The following is a 16,483-nucleotide window of genomic DNA, read 5'->3' as shown; positions in this document are numbered from 1 at the left end:
TAACTTGGGGCCATGCCTCGCAACCAGCCCCCCGGCGTTTCGGATGTCTCCACGCCCTTCGTGATGGACACCCTTGGGGACACCGTCGGCGACGTTTCCGCCGGCGTCATGCCGATGCTGTGGACCCCGCACAGGCCCGCGCGTCCCTCCAAGTCCGAGGGCGGCAAGACATTCAAGCTGGTCAGCGAGTACCAGCCGGCCGGCGACCAGCCGACCGCCATCGCCGAACTGGTGGAAGGCCTGCAGAACGGCGACCAGGATCAGGTGCTCTTGGGCGTCACCGGCTCGGGCAAGACCTTCACCATGGCCAAGGTGATCGAGGCCACCCAGCGCCCGGCGCTGATCCTGGCCCCGAACAAGACCCTGGCCGCCCAGCTCTACAGCGAGATGAAGTCGTTCTTCCCCGAGAACGCGGTCGAGTATTTCGTCAGCTACTACGACTACTACCAGCCCGAAGCCTACGTCCCGCGCACCGACACCTTCATCGAGAAGGACAGCTCGATCAACGAGCAGATCGACCGCATGCGCCACTCGGCCACCCGGGCGATCCTGGAGCGCGACGACGTCATCGTCGTGGCCAGCGTCAGCTGCATCTACGGCATCGGCTCGGTCGAGACCTATACGGCCATGACCTTCACCCTGACGGTCGGGGACAAGGTCAATGAGAAGCAGCTGATCGCCGACCTGGTGGCCCAGCAGTACAAGCGCAACGACCAGGCCTTCGAGCGCGGCACGTTCCGCCGCCGGGGCGACACCATCGAGATCTTTCCCGCCCACTACGAGGACCGCGCCTGGCGCGTGACCATGTTCGGCGACGAGGTCGAGGCGATCGCCGAGTTCGACACCCTGACCGGCAAGAAGACCGCCGAGCTGGAGACCATCAAGGTCTACGCCAACAGCCACCACGTCACCCCGCGCCCGACCCTGCGCCAGGCGATCATCGAGATCCGCAAGGAGCTGAAGGACCGGCTGGAGTGGCTGACCGCCAACGGCAAGCTGCTGGAAGCCCAGCGGCTGGAGCAGCGCACGACCTTTGATCTGGAGATGATCGAGACCACCGGCTCGTGCGCCGGCATCGAGAACTACAGCCGCTATCTGTCGGGCCGGAAGACCGGCGAGCCGCCGCCGACCTTCTTCGAATACATCCCCGACAACGCCCTGCTGTTCACCGACGAGAGCCACCAGACGGTTCCGCAGATCGGCGCCATGTACAAGGGCGACCGCAACCGCAAATGGACCCTGGCCGAGTACGGCTTCCGCCTGCCCTCGGCCCTGGACAACCGCCCCCTCAAGTTCGAAGAGTGGGACGCCATGCGGCCCCAGTCGGTCCACGTCAGCGCCACCCCGGCCGACTGGGAGATGGAGCGGGCCGGCGGCGTCTTCGCCGAGCAGGTCATCCGCCCCACCGGCCTGATCGACCCGCCGGTCGAGGTGCGCCCGGTCGCCAAGGACGGCGCCTCGCAAGTCGATGACGTGGTCGACGAGATCCGCCAGACCATCAAGAAGGGCTACCGCACCCTGGTCACCGTCCTGACCAAGAAGATGGCCGAGGACCTCTCGGAATATCTGAACGAGCAGGGCATCCGCGTCCGCTACATGCATTCGGACATCGACACCCTGGAGCGCATCGAGATCATCCGCGAGCTGCGGATGGGCCATATCGACGTGCTGGTCGGCATCAACCTGCTGCGCGAGGGCCTGGACATCCCCGAGTGCGGCCTGGTGGCCATTCTCGACGCCGACAAGGAAGGTTTCCTGCGCTCGGAGACCTCGCTGATCCAGACGATCGGCCGGGCCGCGCGGAACGTCGACGGCAAGGTCATCCTCTACGCCGACCGGATCACCGGCTCGATGGAGCGGGCCATGGCCGAGACCTCGCGCCGCCGCGAGAAGCAGCACGCCTACAATTTGGAACACGGCATCACGCCCGAGAGCGTCAAGCGCGACATCAAGGACATCCTCAACAGCCCCTATGAGCGCGGCGACCGCGTGCTGGTGCCGATGGGCATGTCCGAGACCGACGACCGCCCGTTCAGCGGCGACAACTTCAAGGCCGCGCTCAAGGACCTGGAGGCCAAGATGCGCGAGGCCGCCGCCAACCTGGAGTTCGAGACCGCCGCGCGCCTGCGCGACGAGATCAAGCGCATGAAGCTGATGGACCTGGAGTTCGCCAACGAGGTTCTGGCCGCCACCGGCGACGAGGTCGACAAGGCCGCGCCCAAGCGCCTGCGCGCCGAGATCCGCGACGAGAAGGCCGCCGAGTTCCGAAAGAAGCGGCGCTAGGACCTTGGCGACAGACGCGCCCAGGCCCCGGCCGCCGCAAGAGAGCATCCAGGCCACCCTGGGCCGCAAGGCTCTCGGCCTGGCGCTGGCGTTCGGCCTGACCCTGCTGGGGCTCTTCGGGCTCCAGGCCGTTCACACCCTGCTGGATCGACCCAACGCGGCGGTCGTCGCCACGATCCCCGACGTCCTGGCCATCTGGCGCGAGGAAGAGTCGTCGGCCCTGCTTTGGGCGTTCCTGCTGATCATCACGCCGCCGCTGGCCCTGATCCCCAGCGCGTTCGGCGTGCGCCATCGCCAGGCCTTGCCACTGGCGTCCGCGCGGACCCGCTGGGCGATCGTGGCCCTGTCGGCCGTGCTGGTCGCCGCCGGGGTCGGGGTGGGCGGCGTCTTTGGCCGCGCCGAGGTCGCCGTCGCCACGCCAGTCGGCGTCAGCTGGCTGAAGGACGGCAAGGTGCGCGAATACTGGTCCTGGGGCGCGGCGACGACCATCGCCGCCGGCTGCGCGAAGGGCGAAAAGGCCGGCGAGTTCGCCCTGAACTACGACGTCACCTTCCCCACCGGCCGCGAGGCGCGCCTGGTCCGGACGAGCGAGAAGCTCTCCGATCTGGTCCCGCGCCTGGCCGTCGTGGACCAGCGCCTGCGGGCCAGCGCTGTGCCGCGGTTCGTGACCGTCGAGGCGGGGTGCCTGGAGCACTACGGGCGGGTGTTGGCTCCGGCGGAACGGGCGACGCTGGGCGCCCTGCTGGAGCGCTAACCGCCCATCCGGCCGCCCTCGCGACGAGACGCTATCGTCAGTTTTCGACAGCGAGATCGGGGATGTATTGCGACGCGATCTTGTCGACAAAACTATGGGGCGAAGCGCCCAGCAGGTTCGTCAGGACGATCACCGTAAGGTCATCCTTGGGGTAGATGAAGATGGCCGCGCGATTGCCGCCCGTGGGCGTGATCGCGGGGTGTTCCGCGCGGCGAATGACCGGCCAGCCCAGTCCATAGCCGTTGATGATCTTGTTGAAGCCGCGATAGCTGCCGTCGGGCAGTTGCTGCGGCGTCCAGAGCTGCTGGAGGCCTCTTTCGCTGACCAATTCCCGCTTCTGCAGCGCGATAACCCATGCGGCCAGATCTGTGGCCGTGGCCTGGACGCCTGCGGTGGGATGCATGTAGGCCGGCCACACCTCCTGGCGCGCAATCGGGGTCTCGCTGCGCTCGACACCGACGGTCCTCATGTCCGTGATCTGCAGCGTCAGATACGTATAGAGCCGGGCCAGCTCGGGCACGGTGTCGGCCGTGTTTCCAAAGCGGGCGTGCGCCATGCCCGCCGCGTTGAACTGCCCCTCGCGAACGACATCAACGAAGCGCTTGCCCGAGAGCTTCTCGATGATCTTGCCCATCAGGGCATAGCCGGTCTGGTTGTAGGCATACTGCGTCCCGGGCGTGTATCTCAGGGGAAGTTCCTGCACCCTTGCCCAGGCGGCGTCAGGCTCGGCGCCGTCGATCAGCCGGGTGTTGTCGTCGATGATCTCGGGCAGGCCTGATGTGTGCGTCAGGATCTGGCGGACGGTGATCGGTTTCCACGCTGGCGGAAGCCCTTCGAGATATTGCGTCACCGAGGCGTCGAGATCGAGTTTTCCGGCCTCGACAAGCTGCATCGCCGCGACGCCGGTGAAGGCCTTGCTGATCGAATTGATGCCGAAAACCGTGCGGTCCGTGACAGGCTTCGCGGTCGTGAGGTCGGACTGGCCGTAAGCGCCCGTGAAGATGATTTTGCCGTTTTTCACGATCGCCAGCTGGAGCCCCGGAATACGGCGAGCCGCCATCTCGCTTTGGACCAAGCGTTCAATCGCGGCGGTCTTGTTGTCGGCTGCTGCGATCTGCATCGTGTTGGCGTTCGCGCTATTCGCAAGACCACCCATGATCGCAATCAGGCCGATTGCAGCGGAAATTTTGTTCAGCATTCTTTTGGCTATCCAGAGTTTGGGAGGGTATCGGCGGCGATGGCGGATCGGCCTGGCGACGCGCCTTTGCGATCACCAGGGCGGGAAGAACAGGAACTGCGTCGGGCGCAACGGCGCGTTGACTGAGAGATGGGCTTGGCATGGCGTGAGTTGACCCGTTCGCTGCACGCCCGTCCACCCAGGCTCGGTCAATGGTATGCCTTGATCGGTGAGTAGCGGTGCAGCCCGGCGAACTGGCGCCTCAAGGGGTCAGGTTTGAGTGCGGCGCCGGCCCCGCAGGATCGGCTCCCAATCTAGCGCTACTCGGCATAGGCGGCGGCGCCCTCAAGCCGCTCCAGTCCCTCGGGATCAACGGCGCAGCGGCCGTCTTAGGACCCATGGTCCCAACGCCACCGCTCTCTATGCGGTCTTCCGGCCTGGATGGCGAAAGAAGATGATTTCAGCGGAATGCGCGCGAGTTTTACAGCGTCGCCTGCGGCTCAGGCTCGCCAACCGAGCAGATCTCGACCCACACCGAGTGCAGCTCGTTCTGGGTGTCGGCGGCCAGGGCGGCGCGGCCGTTGACGACGATGTAGGGCTGGAACTCGGCGTCGGAGCCCAGGCGGACCTCGCCGCAGACCGCCACGCGCCCTTGGCGGTGCTCGATGTGGTCGTTGCGGAACGCGACGTTGTCCCAGACTTCCATCTGGCGCTTGACGGTCCATTGAGCGCCGGTGAGCTCCATCTGGCGGATGCGCGGCAGGGCCAGGGGGGTCTCGATCTGCGCGGACTTGGCGCTGGGGTGGTAGCCCACCGCCAGGAACGCCACGAAGGCCAGCAGGATCAGATAGGGCGCGAGCGCGCGAGGAACGGACGATCGCGTCGTCGGTCCTTTCGCTGCGTTTCCGGACATGGAAAATCTCCGCCTGTCGTCAAGCTGACCCGACACGTCGGATCCATCTCGCGTAAAACGTCGTTAACACGAGATTTTGCAAAGAACCATCGCCGGCCGACCCAAAACTAGTAAGGCGCACGCCGGTCGGCATACCTTGGAGTGTAATCAAAATCACACTCGCCGCCGACACGAGCACTCATCGAGATCATATTTCAGATCACCGTTATCTGCACGGCGACCTAATGGCGCATGGCGAGGCTTGGTGGCGGGATCAGCGCTTGGGCTGGGACGCGGGGCTTGGCTTGCCCTTCTCGCGGCGCTCGTCGGCGGCGATCTGGCTGAGGATCAAGAGGGAAGAGGAGTAGTAGTCCTCGTTCTGGACCGCCGCGGTCGAGGCCTTGCCGGTCAGGGCCAGGTCCGCGACGCTGGCCGCGCCGACCGAGGCGGCGAACGGGGCCACCTCGCCGGTGCGCACGTCGATCCAGGCCGGGGCCGGCTTGCCCGCCGCGCGGAACGAGGACCACCAACGCTTGACCGACTGCAGGGCGGGATCGCCGCAACGACCCGACCAGCACATGTAGAGCGGCACCCGGATCGCTTCGAAGCCGAAGCGCGGCGGACGGTCCGGATCGGTCCACATCGCGCCGGCGGGGTCGACCTTGACCCAGTCGACCGGCAGGTCGGTCGCGCCGAAGCGGGCGTCGCGAATGGCCTTCAGCGCCTGGTCGCGGACCATCGGCCAGGGCGACTTGGGCTCACGCGCGGCGAAGGCGTCCAGGGCCGGCATGACCGCGTAGGACGGATTGAAGATCATGCCGTGGGCGTTGACGAAACCGTCCATCCCCGGGACCAGCAGCGTGCGATCGCCCTGACGGACCAGCAGCTTGCTCAGGATGGCGCTACGGATCTGGGCGCTGGCCTCGAGGTATTCAGGACGTTTCCAGCGCTCGCCGCCGCGCAGCAGGGCCCAGGCGATCAGCAGGTCGCCGTCCAAGGCGTTGTTCGGATCGGGGGTGCGCAGGTCGCCAGTGGGGATGTACCGCCACTTGAACAGGCGCGTGTCCGGCCGCGACAGGGTCTTGTCGGTCCAGGTCCACATCTTCTTGAAGGTCGCCTGATCATCATAGGCCGTGGCCATGATCATCGCGAAGCCCTGGCCCTCGGAGTGGCTGACATCGCCGTTGCCGGTGTCGACCACCCGCCCGTCGGACTGGACAAAGCGAGCCTTGTAGTCCGTCCAGTTGCCCGGCGCGGGCGCGGCGCAGGCGCTCATGGTCACCGCCTGAAAGCCCAGGACGGCGGCCATCAGCAGCATGACCCCCCGTCTAGAGGCCATACGAGAATTCCAGGACGTCATCGCTGGCGCCCTCGCGATGGGTGGCGGTCATTTCCGGCCGGCCGCCCTGGCTTTGCAGCCAGACGGTGTAGACGCCTTCCAGCAGGGCGCAGAAGGCGCGGCGCCAGTGGCCGCTGGCGTCTTCCAGGTGCTGGCCCGGATAGGCGCGGTGGCGAATGGCGATGGCGCTGTCGGCCAGCGACAGCGAGACATAGCCCCAGTCCATCTCGGCCAGGACGACGTTCAGCGAGGCTTCCAGCTCGTCCAGGGTCTTGACCGGCGGCAGGGCCACCGAGCGCGACACCCGCAGGCCGATCTGGCGGTAGAAGCCCCAGGCCTCCTGGGCGCTGAAGTTCTCGAACAGCTCGTCGGCCATGGCCAGCATGACGGCGCGCCACTGGGCGCTGAACTGGCGGGCGGCCAGGTAGCGCAGGTCGGCGGTGTCGGCGACCTTGGCGGCTTCCGGCGCGGCGGTCCGGGAGGAAAGGCTCTTCAACATCGGTCGTTCCTATTGGCTGGCCAGGATCCGCCGCAGGTAGAAGCGGAACTTGTACTCATTGTAGATCCCGAAGGTGTCGAGCGAGACCTCGCCGCCGGCGGCCGAGCCACCGCGGAACTTGTACTCGCCCTGCAGCAGGCCGGTCAGGCCGATGCCGGTCTTGCTGGCCGAGTCGTAGCGCGCCAGGACCGTATTGTCGGACGCGGCGTAGGACTCGATGGCCTGCTGGGCCGCCGGGTTGTTGGGGAAGATCGGCGAGCTGTCTTCGCTGTAGGACTGAACGCCGACGCTGAAGGCGGCCTTGGCCCGCCAGCGCTCGCGATCCATCTCATACGACACCGGCAGGGCCAGGCTGACGAACTGCTGCGGGCTGAAATAGCCGCCCTGGCCAAAGCTGAAGAAGCGCAGGTTCTTGTCATAGGCCTGCATATTGGCGTTGAGGCCGATCTGCAGCTGGTCGCCATCGCTGTTGATGGGGCGGAAATAGGCCCCGGCGTTGATCTCATAGCCGGTGTTGCTGGCCACGTTGAGGCCGGTCAGGTGGCGGTAGGCCGCGTCCAGATAGGCGCCGGCCGAGCCGAAGTTGGCCGAGGCGCCCAGGCTGGCGTTACGCTTGATCACGCCGCCCCACTCGACGCCTGTCAGCGGGTCGCGGTCGCCGGAATAGGCCAGCACGCTGTCGGTCACCGGACGCTGCTCGACCGTGGCCCGCACCTGGGCCTCGCCGATGTCGAGACGCCCGGTCAGGCCGCCGGTGAAGCTTTTGCGCATGAAGCCCAGCGGCGTGACGCCGGCGTCCAGCGAGATGGGGCCAGAGTCGTAGAACAGCGACACCCCCGCGCCGGCTTCGCTGCGGCTGTCCAGGGCGGGCAGGACGATGGTGGCGCCGGCGACGATCGCCTCGGCGTTGACCAGCGGGTTGGTCCCGATGTTGGCGACCGCCGACTGGGCGGGCGCGCCGGAGCTGATGATCACCGGATTGACCGCCACGCCCAGACGGCCGACGCCGAAAGGCGAGACCGAGGCGGCGATGCGGGTGTTGGCCTCGAACAGGCGGCTCGTGCCCTTCTCGCCGCTGCGAGCGCGCATGTTGGCCACGCCTTCCAGCTGCGGGGCGGTCGACTGGCGCAGCGCGGCGATCTCGCGCCCGACCTTGGTCGGCAGCGGCGCGGTCGCGTCGGACGCGGCGCCGACCACCTGCGTCCGGCCCGAGGCGGCGGCGTAGGCGCGCGGCGGCGCATAGACCGGGGCCGGCGTCGGCAGCGGGGCCAGGGCGGCGGGAGTCGAAGCCGCGTAGGGCGAGGCCTGATAGGCGGGAGCCGAGGGAGCCGGGGTCGCGACGGGATTCGAATTGGCCGGCAGGCTCAGCCCCTGGTCCATCGCGCCGAAATCGCTCTGCGGCGCGTTCGACGGAATGGGCGAGAAGCTCTGGAACGGCGCGGGCGCGGGAGCTGGCGCGTAGGACGCATAGGCCTGGACCGGCGCGGCGGCGGGATTGGAAATCTGCGGCAGAGCGTAGGTCGGCGCGGCGGAGGTCGCCGGCGCGCCATAGGTCGGGGCGTCCGCGGCCTGGGCGATCGCCCGAGCAGCGAACGGATTGGCCCCCAGGGCGCCGGCGACGCCAGGCTGCGCGCCCGGAGCGCCGCCCTGGCCGCGCGCCAGCAGACTCTGGGCGCGCTCGAACGCCTTCAGGGCCGCGCGTTCGCGTCCCCGCGCCTGCTCCATCTGGCCCAGCTGATAGTAGAGGTCGGCGTTGTTGGGCTGGATCGTGATCGCCCGGCGCAACAGGTCGCTGGCGCGGTCGTACTCGCCCGTTCGGACCGCCACGCGGGCCGAGCCGGCCAGTGCTTCGGAGTCGCTGGGATTGATCGACAGCAGGGCGTCGTAGGTCTGGGCCGCCTGCGGGGCCAGGTCGCCGGAGTCGTACAGGCGGGCCAGGGCCGACAGCAGGGTCGGGTCGCGCGGGGCGACCGTGAAGCCTTGCGACAGCGTGTCGAAGGCGCCGGCGAAGTCTCCCGCCAGGCGCAGGCGGTCGGCGCGGCGGGCGCTGTAGAGCGCCGCCAGGGTCCGATACTCGCTCTGGGGCTGCTGCTGAGCGGCGGCGTTGAGCAGGTTGATCGCGGCCGCGTCCTGACCCGTCTGGGCCAACACCGCCAGGAAGCCCGAGGCCTCCGAAGGCTTGAAGCTGGCCGGCGGCTGGCGCGAGGCCTCCATCGCCAGGGCGGTGGACTGATAGCTGTCGCCAAGGTCCAGCAGGGTCTCGGCGATGCGGCCCCGCACGCCGAAGCTGGGCGAGGTGCGGGACATCAGGCCGCGCAGCAGGCTGACGCCGTCGACCGGCCGCCCCTGGGCGCCCCAGCGCTTGGCCTGTTCGATCGTGCTGAGCGCCTCGACGCGGGCGATCAGGTCCTTGACCGCGCGGGTGCGGCTGGCGTCGGGCACACGGCGCAGCAGGCCGATGGCCTCGTCGTTGCGGCCGCGCGATTCCGAATAGAGCGCGGCGGCCTGCAGGGCCTCGGGATCGCTGGACTGGTAGAGCGCCGCCATCAGCGACTGGGCCTCGGCCTCCTGGCCCTGCTCGGCCAGGAACCGGGCGTAGTCGTAGCGCGACCACGGATTGTTCGGATTGGCGCTCAGGGCGGCCGAAAGGGCCGCGCCGGCGCCGAAGGTGTCGCCACGCTTTTGCAGCTCGTTGGCGCGGGCGCGTTCGATCGCCGCGCGCGTCTGGCCGGCGGCGGGGCCGGTCAGGTTCGCGGCGACCTCGCTGGCCTCGTCGTAGCGGGCCTGATCAGCCAGGGCTTGGGCGAGGCCCGAGATGACCTCCGGGCGCTGTGGCGCGCTCGCCTGGGCGGCGCGGAAGGCGGTCTCGGCGTCGGCGGGCCGCCCCAGGGCGACCAGGGACTGACCCAAAAGGACCTGAGCCTCGATGCGGTCGGGGCTTTGGCTATTGGCCAGGACGCGAGCGTCCTGCTCGGCCTGAGCATAGCGGCCGCCCTCATAAGCCGCGCGGGCGCGCGAGAGGGTCGAGAAGAACTGGGCCGAACGCAGGGCCTCGCCCCAGCGCTGGGCGCCCGACGGGCCGCCGCTGGCGCGCTTGAGCAGCGTCTCGGCGTCGGCGAAACGGCCCTGCTGCAGGCGGATGATCCCTAGGCCGCCGGCGGCGTCCAGATCGCTCGACCGCTCGCGCAGGGCCTGGTTGAATAGACGCTCGGCGCCAGCGAGATCCTTGCGCTCCAGCGCCTCGAAACCGGCCGCGCGCGAGGCGCCGCTGGGGTCGATCGGGGCCGAGGGCCTGGTGTCGGTCCGGCCCTCGCGGGGGTCGATTACCGCGGCGTCCTGGGTGCTCGCGTTGGACATGGCCGAACGCGCCTTGAGCGCCTTGTCCAGCGCTACGACCCGCGGGTCGGAAGCGCTGGTGGCGGCGCGCAGCTGCCGCGTCCAGCGATCGCCGGCCCCGACGTCGCCGTCCTCGATGGCGTAGGACGCCAGGCGCTGCAGCACCTGCGGATTGTTCGGGCTCTCTCTGAGAGCCCGTTGCAGGGCCTGGAGGCTGAGATCCTTGCGGCCGCGCTTACGCTGGCTGGCCGCCTGGTTCAGCAGCGCCTGCACAACCCCGCCCTGACTGGCGCCCTGAGCGGCCGGTGGCGTCGCCACCTCCGGCTTCAGCGTCTTGGCGCCGGGGACCAGGGGCTGAGCCGCAGGCTTGTCACTGGGCAGTTTAGGTTGGACCTGGGCGATGGCCGTCGAGGCCATCAGGCTCGACGCCAGCGAGATACAGGCGATCGCTCTCATCGCGGGTCCACTTCCCTGTCGGCCAGACGCTTGCGTTCAAGGGCGCGGAGCACGACCCAGAAGCCCAAACCGATTACCAGAGACGCGCCGATCACCGCCAGGGCCAGCACCAACGGATTGCGGCTGCACCACCACATGATCGCCACCCACCAGGGCAGATGACCCGACCAGAACCCCGGCGACACCTGGAAGCTGTTGAAGCTCTTGTCGGTGGCGATGGCCAGATCGCCCTGCATCGCGGCGTTGGCTTCCGGCTTATCCATCGAATTGACGATCTCGGGCAGACGCGACGGCGTCGCCGCCAGCACCGCCACCACCACGCGGCTCTTGTCGAACGGCGAACGCCAGCTGGAGACGCCGGCGAAATCGCTGACCGTGACCAGCGCCGCATCGGCGGCAACCGGGTTGCGCTGGTCGACATTGGAGCCGAAGCGCGAGAACAGGCGCGAGATCGGCGAGGTCGACACTACGCGCAGCTGGCTGCCTTCCACCCGCACCGGAGCGCTCTGGAACAGCTCAGAGGCCTGCGAGGCCAGGGAGAGCGGGCCAACCACCAGGATGTCCCGGCCGCGCAGGCTGGGCGCCTCGCCCGGGCGAGCGATGGTGAGGGCGACGGCCGGCGCGCCGGTGGAGTCGCCGATGCGGCCGATCAGGGTGAACAGCGCCTGCAGCGTATCCGGCTGCGGCTGTTGCGGGATCAGGACCAGGGTCTCCGACAGATCGGCGACGCGGCTGAACGGGAAGCCGGAGCTGGCGAAGAACGCCAGATCGGGCATGCGCGAGAAATGGTGCGCGCCGGTCATGTCCAGCGTGGAGTCGGCGTCGATGCCGACCCGGATGCCGACCGGCAGCATGCCTTGGCAGGCGCCCTTCTTGATGCCGTGCAGGTCGTAATAGAACTGCAGCTGGTTCTCCCCGAAGATATTGTAGCCGGGGATATCCACAGAGGCCGAGTTCTGGAGGGCCGACACGCCGATCGCGTCACGCACCTTGGCGGCGGTCCGCTCTGGACGAAGAGGGATCGAGCGGATGTACTTGTCGTTGGCCAGCACATCCAGGCGCGACATCGAATAGTCCAGCCAGGGCCCCGCCGGATAGCGATAGCCGAAGTTCAACTTGGCGCCCGGACGCGGCCAGAAGAACAGGTCCGGCGCGGTGCGGAACTCCGCCGTCAGCAGGCCAGGACGCAGACCCGCCCCTTCCAGGTTTGACTGACCCACCAGATCACCCAGCCGCACGGGACGGCGCGTGTCGACCCAGCGTGGCGCGTCATAGGGTTGGCGACGGGCGATTGGCTGCGGCGTGATCTGGGCGCTCTGGCCCGACAAGCTCTTGGGCGAGGCGGCCAGCACCCGGGCCGCGGCCAGCACGTCCTCGTCAGAGGCGCCGGTGATCACCAGCAGGGTGGCGTAGGGGTTTCGCGGATTGCGAACCAGGCTGATCGTCGGGCCGGCCACCTGGGGCGCGACCCAGCCGCCGATCTGGCTGCCGCTGCGGGCCAGCACGATGGCGTTGCCGTCCGGCAGGTCGCTGAACAACACCGGGAACGAGAAGCCGTGGAAGCTGGCCGACATGCCGAAATACGAGGCCGCGGCCGCGCCGGCGGCGATCAGCTCATTGCTCGGCGCGCCGGCGAACACGAACGGCAACTTCAACTGACGGCCTTCGGTCGCGTCGAAGAAGGGGCCGGGCAGACGGGCCAGAGAGTCGCCCACCGACAGCTGCTGCAGGGTCAGGGTCAGTCGGCTGCGCGTGTTGCTGATATTGGCCCACAGCGTCGAGTGCAGGGGGTCCTCGCAGCTGCGCGTGTAGTGGCTGATGAAGCGGAAGCCCAGGCGGTTCTCGTTCGTGAACAGGCCCGGGTCGATCGGCAGGTTGACGACCACGCCGCCGGCGCCGTCGGGCGTCAGGGGCACGGTGCCGATCACCTCGTCGTTCATCAGCACGGTCAGATGGCTGAGATCGGCCAGCAGCGTGGGAGAATAGGCGAAGTTCAGGGTCAGCTGGGCCTGGGTGACGACCTCGTCCTGGCGCAGGTTGACCGGAATGCCAGCCTCGCCGGCCGAGCCGATCAGGCGCAGGGGGCGGCTGACCTTCAGGTCCTCCAGCGTCATGGAGATCGTGCGCACGCCAGCGGGCGGAGCCTTGGCGGGCGCGGCCGCCGCAGCGGGAGCCGTGGCGCGCGCGGCCTGGGCGTGACCTTGGCTCGGGCTCAGCAGGCCAAGGCCCAGCCCCAGGGCCAGCAGCGCGACGACGGCCGTCGGCCCGGCGCGCTTGTAGGCGATCGAGGCGCGCGGGGTGTCGCGATAGCGCCACCACAGCAGGATCGAGATGGAGGCGCGCAACAGGTCGGTGAACGACTGCCAGGCCGACCAGGAAACGTGATCGTCGATCAACGGCCAGGCGTCGGCGCGGCCCATGACCACCCGCACCAGTTGCCGCCGCGATTCCAGCGTCATTTCCGTGAACATAAACCTCAGCCCGCCCTTCCCGCTTCCCAACATCTTAACCGGGAATCCAAACGTCTTCTCGGCCGCGAACACCTCTACGTGGGTCACGGTCCGCCCCTCGATAACTTCGTCGTCCGGCGCCGGCACCGCCATGCCGCCCATCGAGATGTTCATCGTCTCGGTGGAGAGCACATGGCCGTCGTCGAAATAGAGCCGCGTGGGCAGCACAACGCCCAGGTGCTCGTGCTTGCGAATCTGGCGGGTCTCGCGTCCCACCGCGATCGCCGTGATCAGGATCAGCAGGCTGAAACTCGACCAGGCGACGTTAAGCATAATCGTACCCAGCTGAACGTCGAAATACTGCGGTAGCAGCAACTTGGCGATCCCCGAACCGATCGCGCCGAACAGTAGGCCCGTGGTGATCAGCAGCGGCAGCAGGACCTTGAAGTCGAAATAGCCTTCCTCGAGCAGCCCGCCCTTGTCGGTGACGTTGAACTTGCCCTTCTTCGGGTCGAACAGCGGCAGGATCGTCGGCCCCACCAGGTGGAACGAGATCAGCGACTCGTAAACCTCGCCCCAGAAGGCGCGGCGATACTTTCCCTGGATGCGCTCATTGACCAGCACCGACAGCAGAAGGTGCGGGATCGCGTAGGTGACGATCGTGAAGGCCCCGGCGGCGATGATGTTCTGCTCGAAGATCAGATAGGCCAGCGGCGAGGTCAGGAACACGATGCGCGGCAGCGGAAACTGAAAGTGCAGCATCGCGTTCAGGTAACAGAGGCGCTGACCCAGGGTCAGGCCCGGGCCGAGCATCGGATTGTCGATCCGGAAGATCTGGGTCATGCCCCGCGCCCACCGGGCCCGCTGGCCGATGTGTAGCGCCAGGCGCTCGGTCGCCAGACCCGCTGACAGACGCGTGTTCAGATAGGCCGTGTTCCAGCCCATGCGCTGCAGCTTCAGCGCGGTGTGGGCGTCTTCGGTGACGGTCTCGCCGGCGAAGCCGTTGGTCTGCTCCAGGGCTTCGCGACGGATCACCGCGCAGGAGCCGCAGAAGAAGGTGGCGTTCCAGAAATCGTTGCCCTTCTGGACCACGCCGTAGAACAGGTCGCCCTCGCCGGGGATGTCCTTCACGGCGCGGATATTCCGCTGCACCGGATCGGGCGAGTAGAAGTAGTGCGGCGTCTGCATCAGCGCCAACCGTGGGTCGGCCTGGAACCAGCCGACGGTCAGCTGCAGGAAGGCGCGCGTCGCCACGTGGTCGGCGTCAAAGATGCAGAGCAGCTCGCCCGTCGTCTGCGGGATGGCGTTGTTGAGGTTACCAGCCTTAGCGTGCTTGTTGTCGTTGCGGGTGATGTAGCCGCAGCCGGCCTTGCGCGCGAACTCTTCGAACTCGGGCCGACGGCCGTCATCGAGGATGTAGACCTTGAAGCGATCGGGCGGATAGTCCTGATCCATCGCCGCGAAGACGGTGTCCTGCACCATCTCGAGGCTCTCGTTATAGGTCGGGATGTAGATGTCGACGGTCGGCCAGGTCTCGGGCGGGCCGGAGATTTCCCGAACCTTGCGGTCCAGCGGCCAGACGCATTGCACATAGCCGAGAACAAGGATCAGCCAGGCATAGAGCTCGGCCAGATAAAGACCGATCCCCAGGCCGGTGGCCAGGGGATTGTCGAAGTGCAGAGTCTGGGTGGTTCGCCACCATAGGTATCTGGTCGACAAGGCCGTAGAGACCACGACCAGGCCGATGGTCATCTTCCGGCTGTCGCTGAGCTGACCAATGGCGGCGGCGACGGCGAAGACGCCCAGGCCAAAGATCAGCTGCCCATTGGTGTCCAGCGGCACGACGACGGCCAGCAAGACAACGATCGCCGCCAGCGCGAAGATCGCATAGCGCGCCGGCGCGGACGCCGCGACGCGGCCAAAAAGGCCTTCGCCGAGGTCCGATGCCCCCTGGATGTTCATGGTCAGTAGGATCCCGGCGCTGTCAGGCGATCAAGACGACTCGCGATCGTGTCGATGTCCAGCGCCGCCACGCTGCCCGGCGCGGCCCCGACCACCGGCTCGCCGCGCGCGGCGGCCTCGGCCAAGGCTTCGTCATAGTGCACGACGCCGATGAAGCGCTCGGCCGCATGGACGGAAATGAAGTCGGCGATGTCGCGGCTGAGCCGGCGGCGCGGATCTACCTGGTTGAGGACGCCGAAGGTGTCGGGTCGCTCCGACAGCGGGCGCAGCATCAGGCCGTCGCGATAGGTCGGCACCAGCGCCATGGAGCCAGCGTCGGCCAGCAGCACGATCAGCTTGACGTCGGCCAGGGCTTCGAGACGCTCCTGCATGCGTCCTTCGCCCGGGGTCGTGTCGGCGATCACGATTTCGTCGGGCGCGCGGGCCAGACCCGCCAAGGCGCCCGACAGCGTTTCCTGGACCAACAGGTCTTTCATGAGCAGGCGCTCGGCCGTCGTCGCCTCGCCATAGGGCGCGACGCGGACGCCCTCGACGCCGCTGACGATGGCGTCCGACCACGGCAGGCCGCGCGCGGTGCAGCGCGCGACGCCCAGATCGCCTTCATGATGCGGCGCGAGCAGGAAGCGCAGCGCGTTCTGGGAATCGAAATCGACGGCGGTGACGCGTCGCCCCCGGCGGCTCAGAGCCACGGCCAGGTTTGCGACAAGCGTCGTCTTTCCCACGCCCCCCTTGGGCGACGACACGACAACAAGAACCATCTAGAGCGCCTTCCGCCCGATCCGCTCAAAGATCTCCGAAAGGGCTTGCGGTTCGGCCTCGGCGGTCTTGGCGGCCCGGGCGGTCTGGGCGGCGCCGTAGCGGCCAAAAGCGGCGCTCTTGGCAGGCGCGGCGTCGGCCTGCAGGCGCTCGAACAGCGACCCTTCTGCGGGAGCCTCGGTAACGAGAACGTCAGCCATGCGCGCGGGCGCACTGGCTGGCGCGGCGACGGGAGCCGCGACAGGGGCGGCGGGGGCGATCTGATCGCCAGCGCTCGCCGCCGCGACCTGAGACACAGGCTCGGACAACGCGCTCTTGGCCCGCGCCATCTTCTCAAGAACAGGCCAAGCCTGCTCCGAAGCGGGCGGCGCGTCGAACTGCTTATAGCTGACGGTCGCCTTCAACTTATCCATCAACGCGCTAACGTCGCTCACCGGCCAATTCCTTCGTTCCAATCAGTGCAGCGATTGCAAGACTAGAGATGCGTCAGAAACTTTTGATCTAAGCCCACAACTTCAAAGCGCAAGGCTTGAAATTGTTTCTTTCTGCGTCGCCGACCCAATGGAGCGCTGAAACTGT

At 67.8% G+C, this 16,483-nt stretch carries 10 protein-coding genes; 2 read left to right on the top strand and 8 right to left on the bottom strand.

The window, feature by feature from the left end:
- Positions 1 to 12: 12 nt before the first annotated feature.
- Both uvrB and CSW59_RS16440 read left to right on the top strand, forming a co-directional pair.
- On the top strand, positions 13 to 2,283 hold the full coding sequence (uvrB, locus tag CSW59_RS16445; protein ID WP_099445048.1) for an excinuclease ABC subunit UvrB: 2,271 nt from the start codon (positions 13 to 15) through the stop codon (positions 2,281 to 2,283).
- Positions 2,284 to 2,287: 4 nt separating this feature from the next.
- The gene (locus tag CSW59_RS16440; RefSeq protein WP_099445047.1) at positions 2,288 to 3,037 is read left to right on the top strand and encodes a hypothetical protein; all 750 of its coding nucleotides are present in this window, start codon (positions 2,288 to 2,290) and stop codon (positions 3,035 to 3,037) included.
- Positions 3,038 to 3,074: 37 nt separating this feature from the next.
- Here the strand turns inward: CSW59_RS16440 and CSW59_RS16435 are convergent, their stop codons facing one another.
- The 8 genes from CSW59_RS16435 to CSW59_RS16400 all read right to left on the bottom strand — a co-directional run bounded on the left by CSW59_RS16435 (position 3,075) and on the right by CSW59_RS16400 (position 16,338).
- Positions 3,075 to 4,235 (bottom strand): serine hydrolase, encoded by a 1,161-nt coding sequence (locus tag CSW59_RS16435; protein ID WP_099445046.1) that lies wholly within the window; start codon positions 4,233 to 4,235, stop codon positions 3,075 to 3,077.
- A 460-nt stretch (positions 4,236 to 4,695) separates the two neighbouring features.
- Positions 4,696 to 5,127 (bottom strand): hypothetical protein, encoded by a 432-nt coding sequence (locus CSW59_RS16430; protein ID WP_099445045.1) that lies wholly within the window; start codon positions 5,125 to 5,127, stop codon positions 4,696 to 4,698.
- 253 nt (positions 5,128 to 5,380) lie between these two features.
- Positions 5,381 to 6,445, bottom strand: a complete 1,065-nt coding sequence (locus tag CSW59_RS16425) for a glycosyl hydrolase family 8 (protein ID WP_161495063.1) — start codon at positions 6,443 to 6,445, stop codon at positions 5,381 to 5,383.
- On the bottom strand, positions 6,435 to 6,944 hold the full coding sequence (gene bcsD / locus CSW59_RS16420; protein ID WP_099445043.1) for a cellulose biosynthesis protein BcsD: 510 nt from the start codon (positions 6,942 to 6,944) through the stop codon (positions 6,435 to 6,437). Before bcsD ends, CSW59_RS16425 begins: the two co-directional genes overlap by 11 nt.
- Before the next feature lie 9 nt (positions 6,945 to 6,953).
- Positions 6,954 to 10,736 (bottom strand): cellulose synthase subunit BcsC-related outer membrane protein, encoded by a 3,783-nt coding sequence (locus CSW59_RS16415; protein ID WP_099445042.1) that lies wholly within the window; start codon positions 10,734 to 10,736, stop codon positions 6,954 to 6,956.
- On the bottom strand, positions 10,733 to 15,148 hold the full coding sequence (bcsA, locus tag CSW59_RS16410) for a UDP-forming cellulose synthase catalytic subunit (RefSeq protein WP_099445041.1): 4,416 nt from the start codon (positions 15,146 to 15,148) through the stop codon (positions 10,733 to 10,735). Before bcsA ends, CSW59_RS16415 begins: the two co-directional genes overlap by 4 nt.
- A gap of 2 nt (positions 15,149 to 15,150) precedes the next feature.
- The gene (gene bcsQ, locus CSW59_RS16405) at positions 15,151 to 15,906 is read right to left on the bottom strand and encodes a cellulose biosynthesis protein BcsQ (RefSeq protein ID WP_099445040.1); all 756 of its coding nucleotides are present in this window, start codon (positions 15,904 to 15,906) and stop codon (positions 15,151 to 15,153) included.
- Entirely contained in the window at positions 15,907 to 16,338 is a 432-nt protein-coding gene (locus tag CSW59_RS16400; RefSeq protein ID WP_143755007.1) for a hypothetical protein, read from the bottom strand. It lies immediately after the preceding gene.
- Between the last annotated feature and the right edge of the window lie 145 nt (positions 16,339 to 16,483).

This window comes from Caulobacter sp. BP25, from assembly GCF_002737755.1.
Taxonomy (GTDB): domain Bacteria; phylum Pseudomonadota; class Alphaproteobacteria; order Caulobacterales; family Caulobacteraceae; genus Caulobacter.
Note: the sequence above shows the minus strand (reverse complement) of the source record. Positions and strands in the feature narration are given on the sequence as shown.

Excerpts from the sequence above, each read along its gene's own strand:
- uvrB (WP_099445048.1), top strand. The coding sequence starts at position 13 with ATGCCTCGCAACCAGCCCCCCGGCGTTTCGGATGTCTCCACGCCCTTC.
- CSW59_RS16435 (WP_099445046.1), bottom strand. The coding sequence starts at position 4,235 with ATGCTGAACAAAATTTCCGCTGCAATCGGCCTGATTGCGATCATGGGT.
- CSW59_RS16430 (WP_099445045.1), bottom strand. The coding sequence starts at position 5,127 with ATGTCCGGAAACGCAGCGAAAGGACCGACGACGCGATCGTCCGTTCCT.
- CSW59_RS16425 (WP_161495063.1), bottom strand. The coding sequence starts at position 6,445 with ATGGCCTCTAGACGGGGGGTCATGCTGCTGATGGCCGCCGTCCTGGGC.
- bcsD (WP_099445043.1), bottom strand. The coding sequence starts at position 6,944 with ATGTTGAAGAGCCTTTCCTCCCGGACCGCCGCGCCGGAAGCCGCCAAG.
- CSW59_RS16415 (WP_099445042.1), bottom strand. The coding sequence starts at position 10,736 with ATGAGAGCGATCGCCTGTATCTCGCTGGCGTCGAGCCTGATGGCCTCG.
- bcsA (WP_099445041.1), bottom strand. The coding sequence starts at position 15,148 with ATGAACATCCAGGGGGCATCGGACCTCGGCGAAGGCCTTTTTGGCCGC.
- bcsQ (WP_099445040.1), bottom strand. The coding sequence starts at position 15,906 with ATGGTTCTTGTTGTCGTGTCGTCGCCCAAGGGGGGCGTGGGAAAGACG.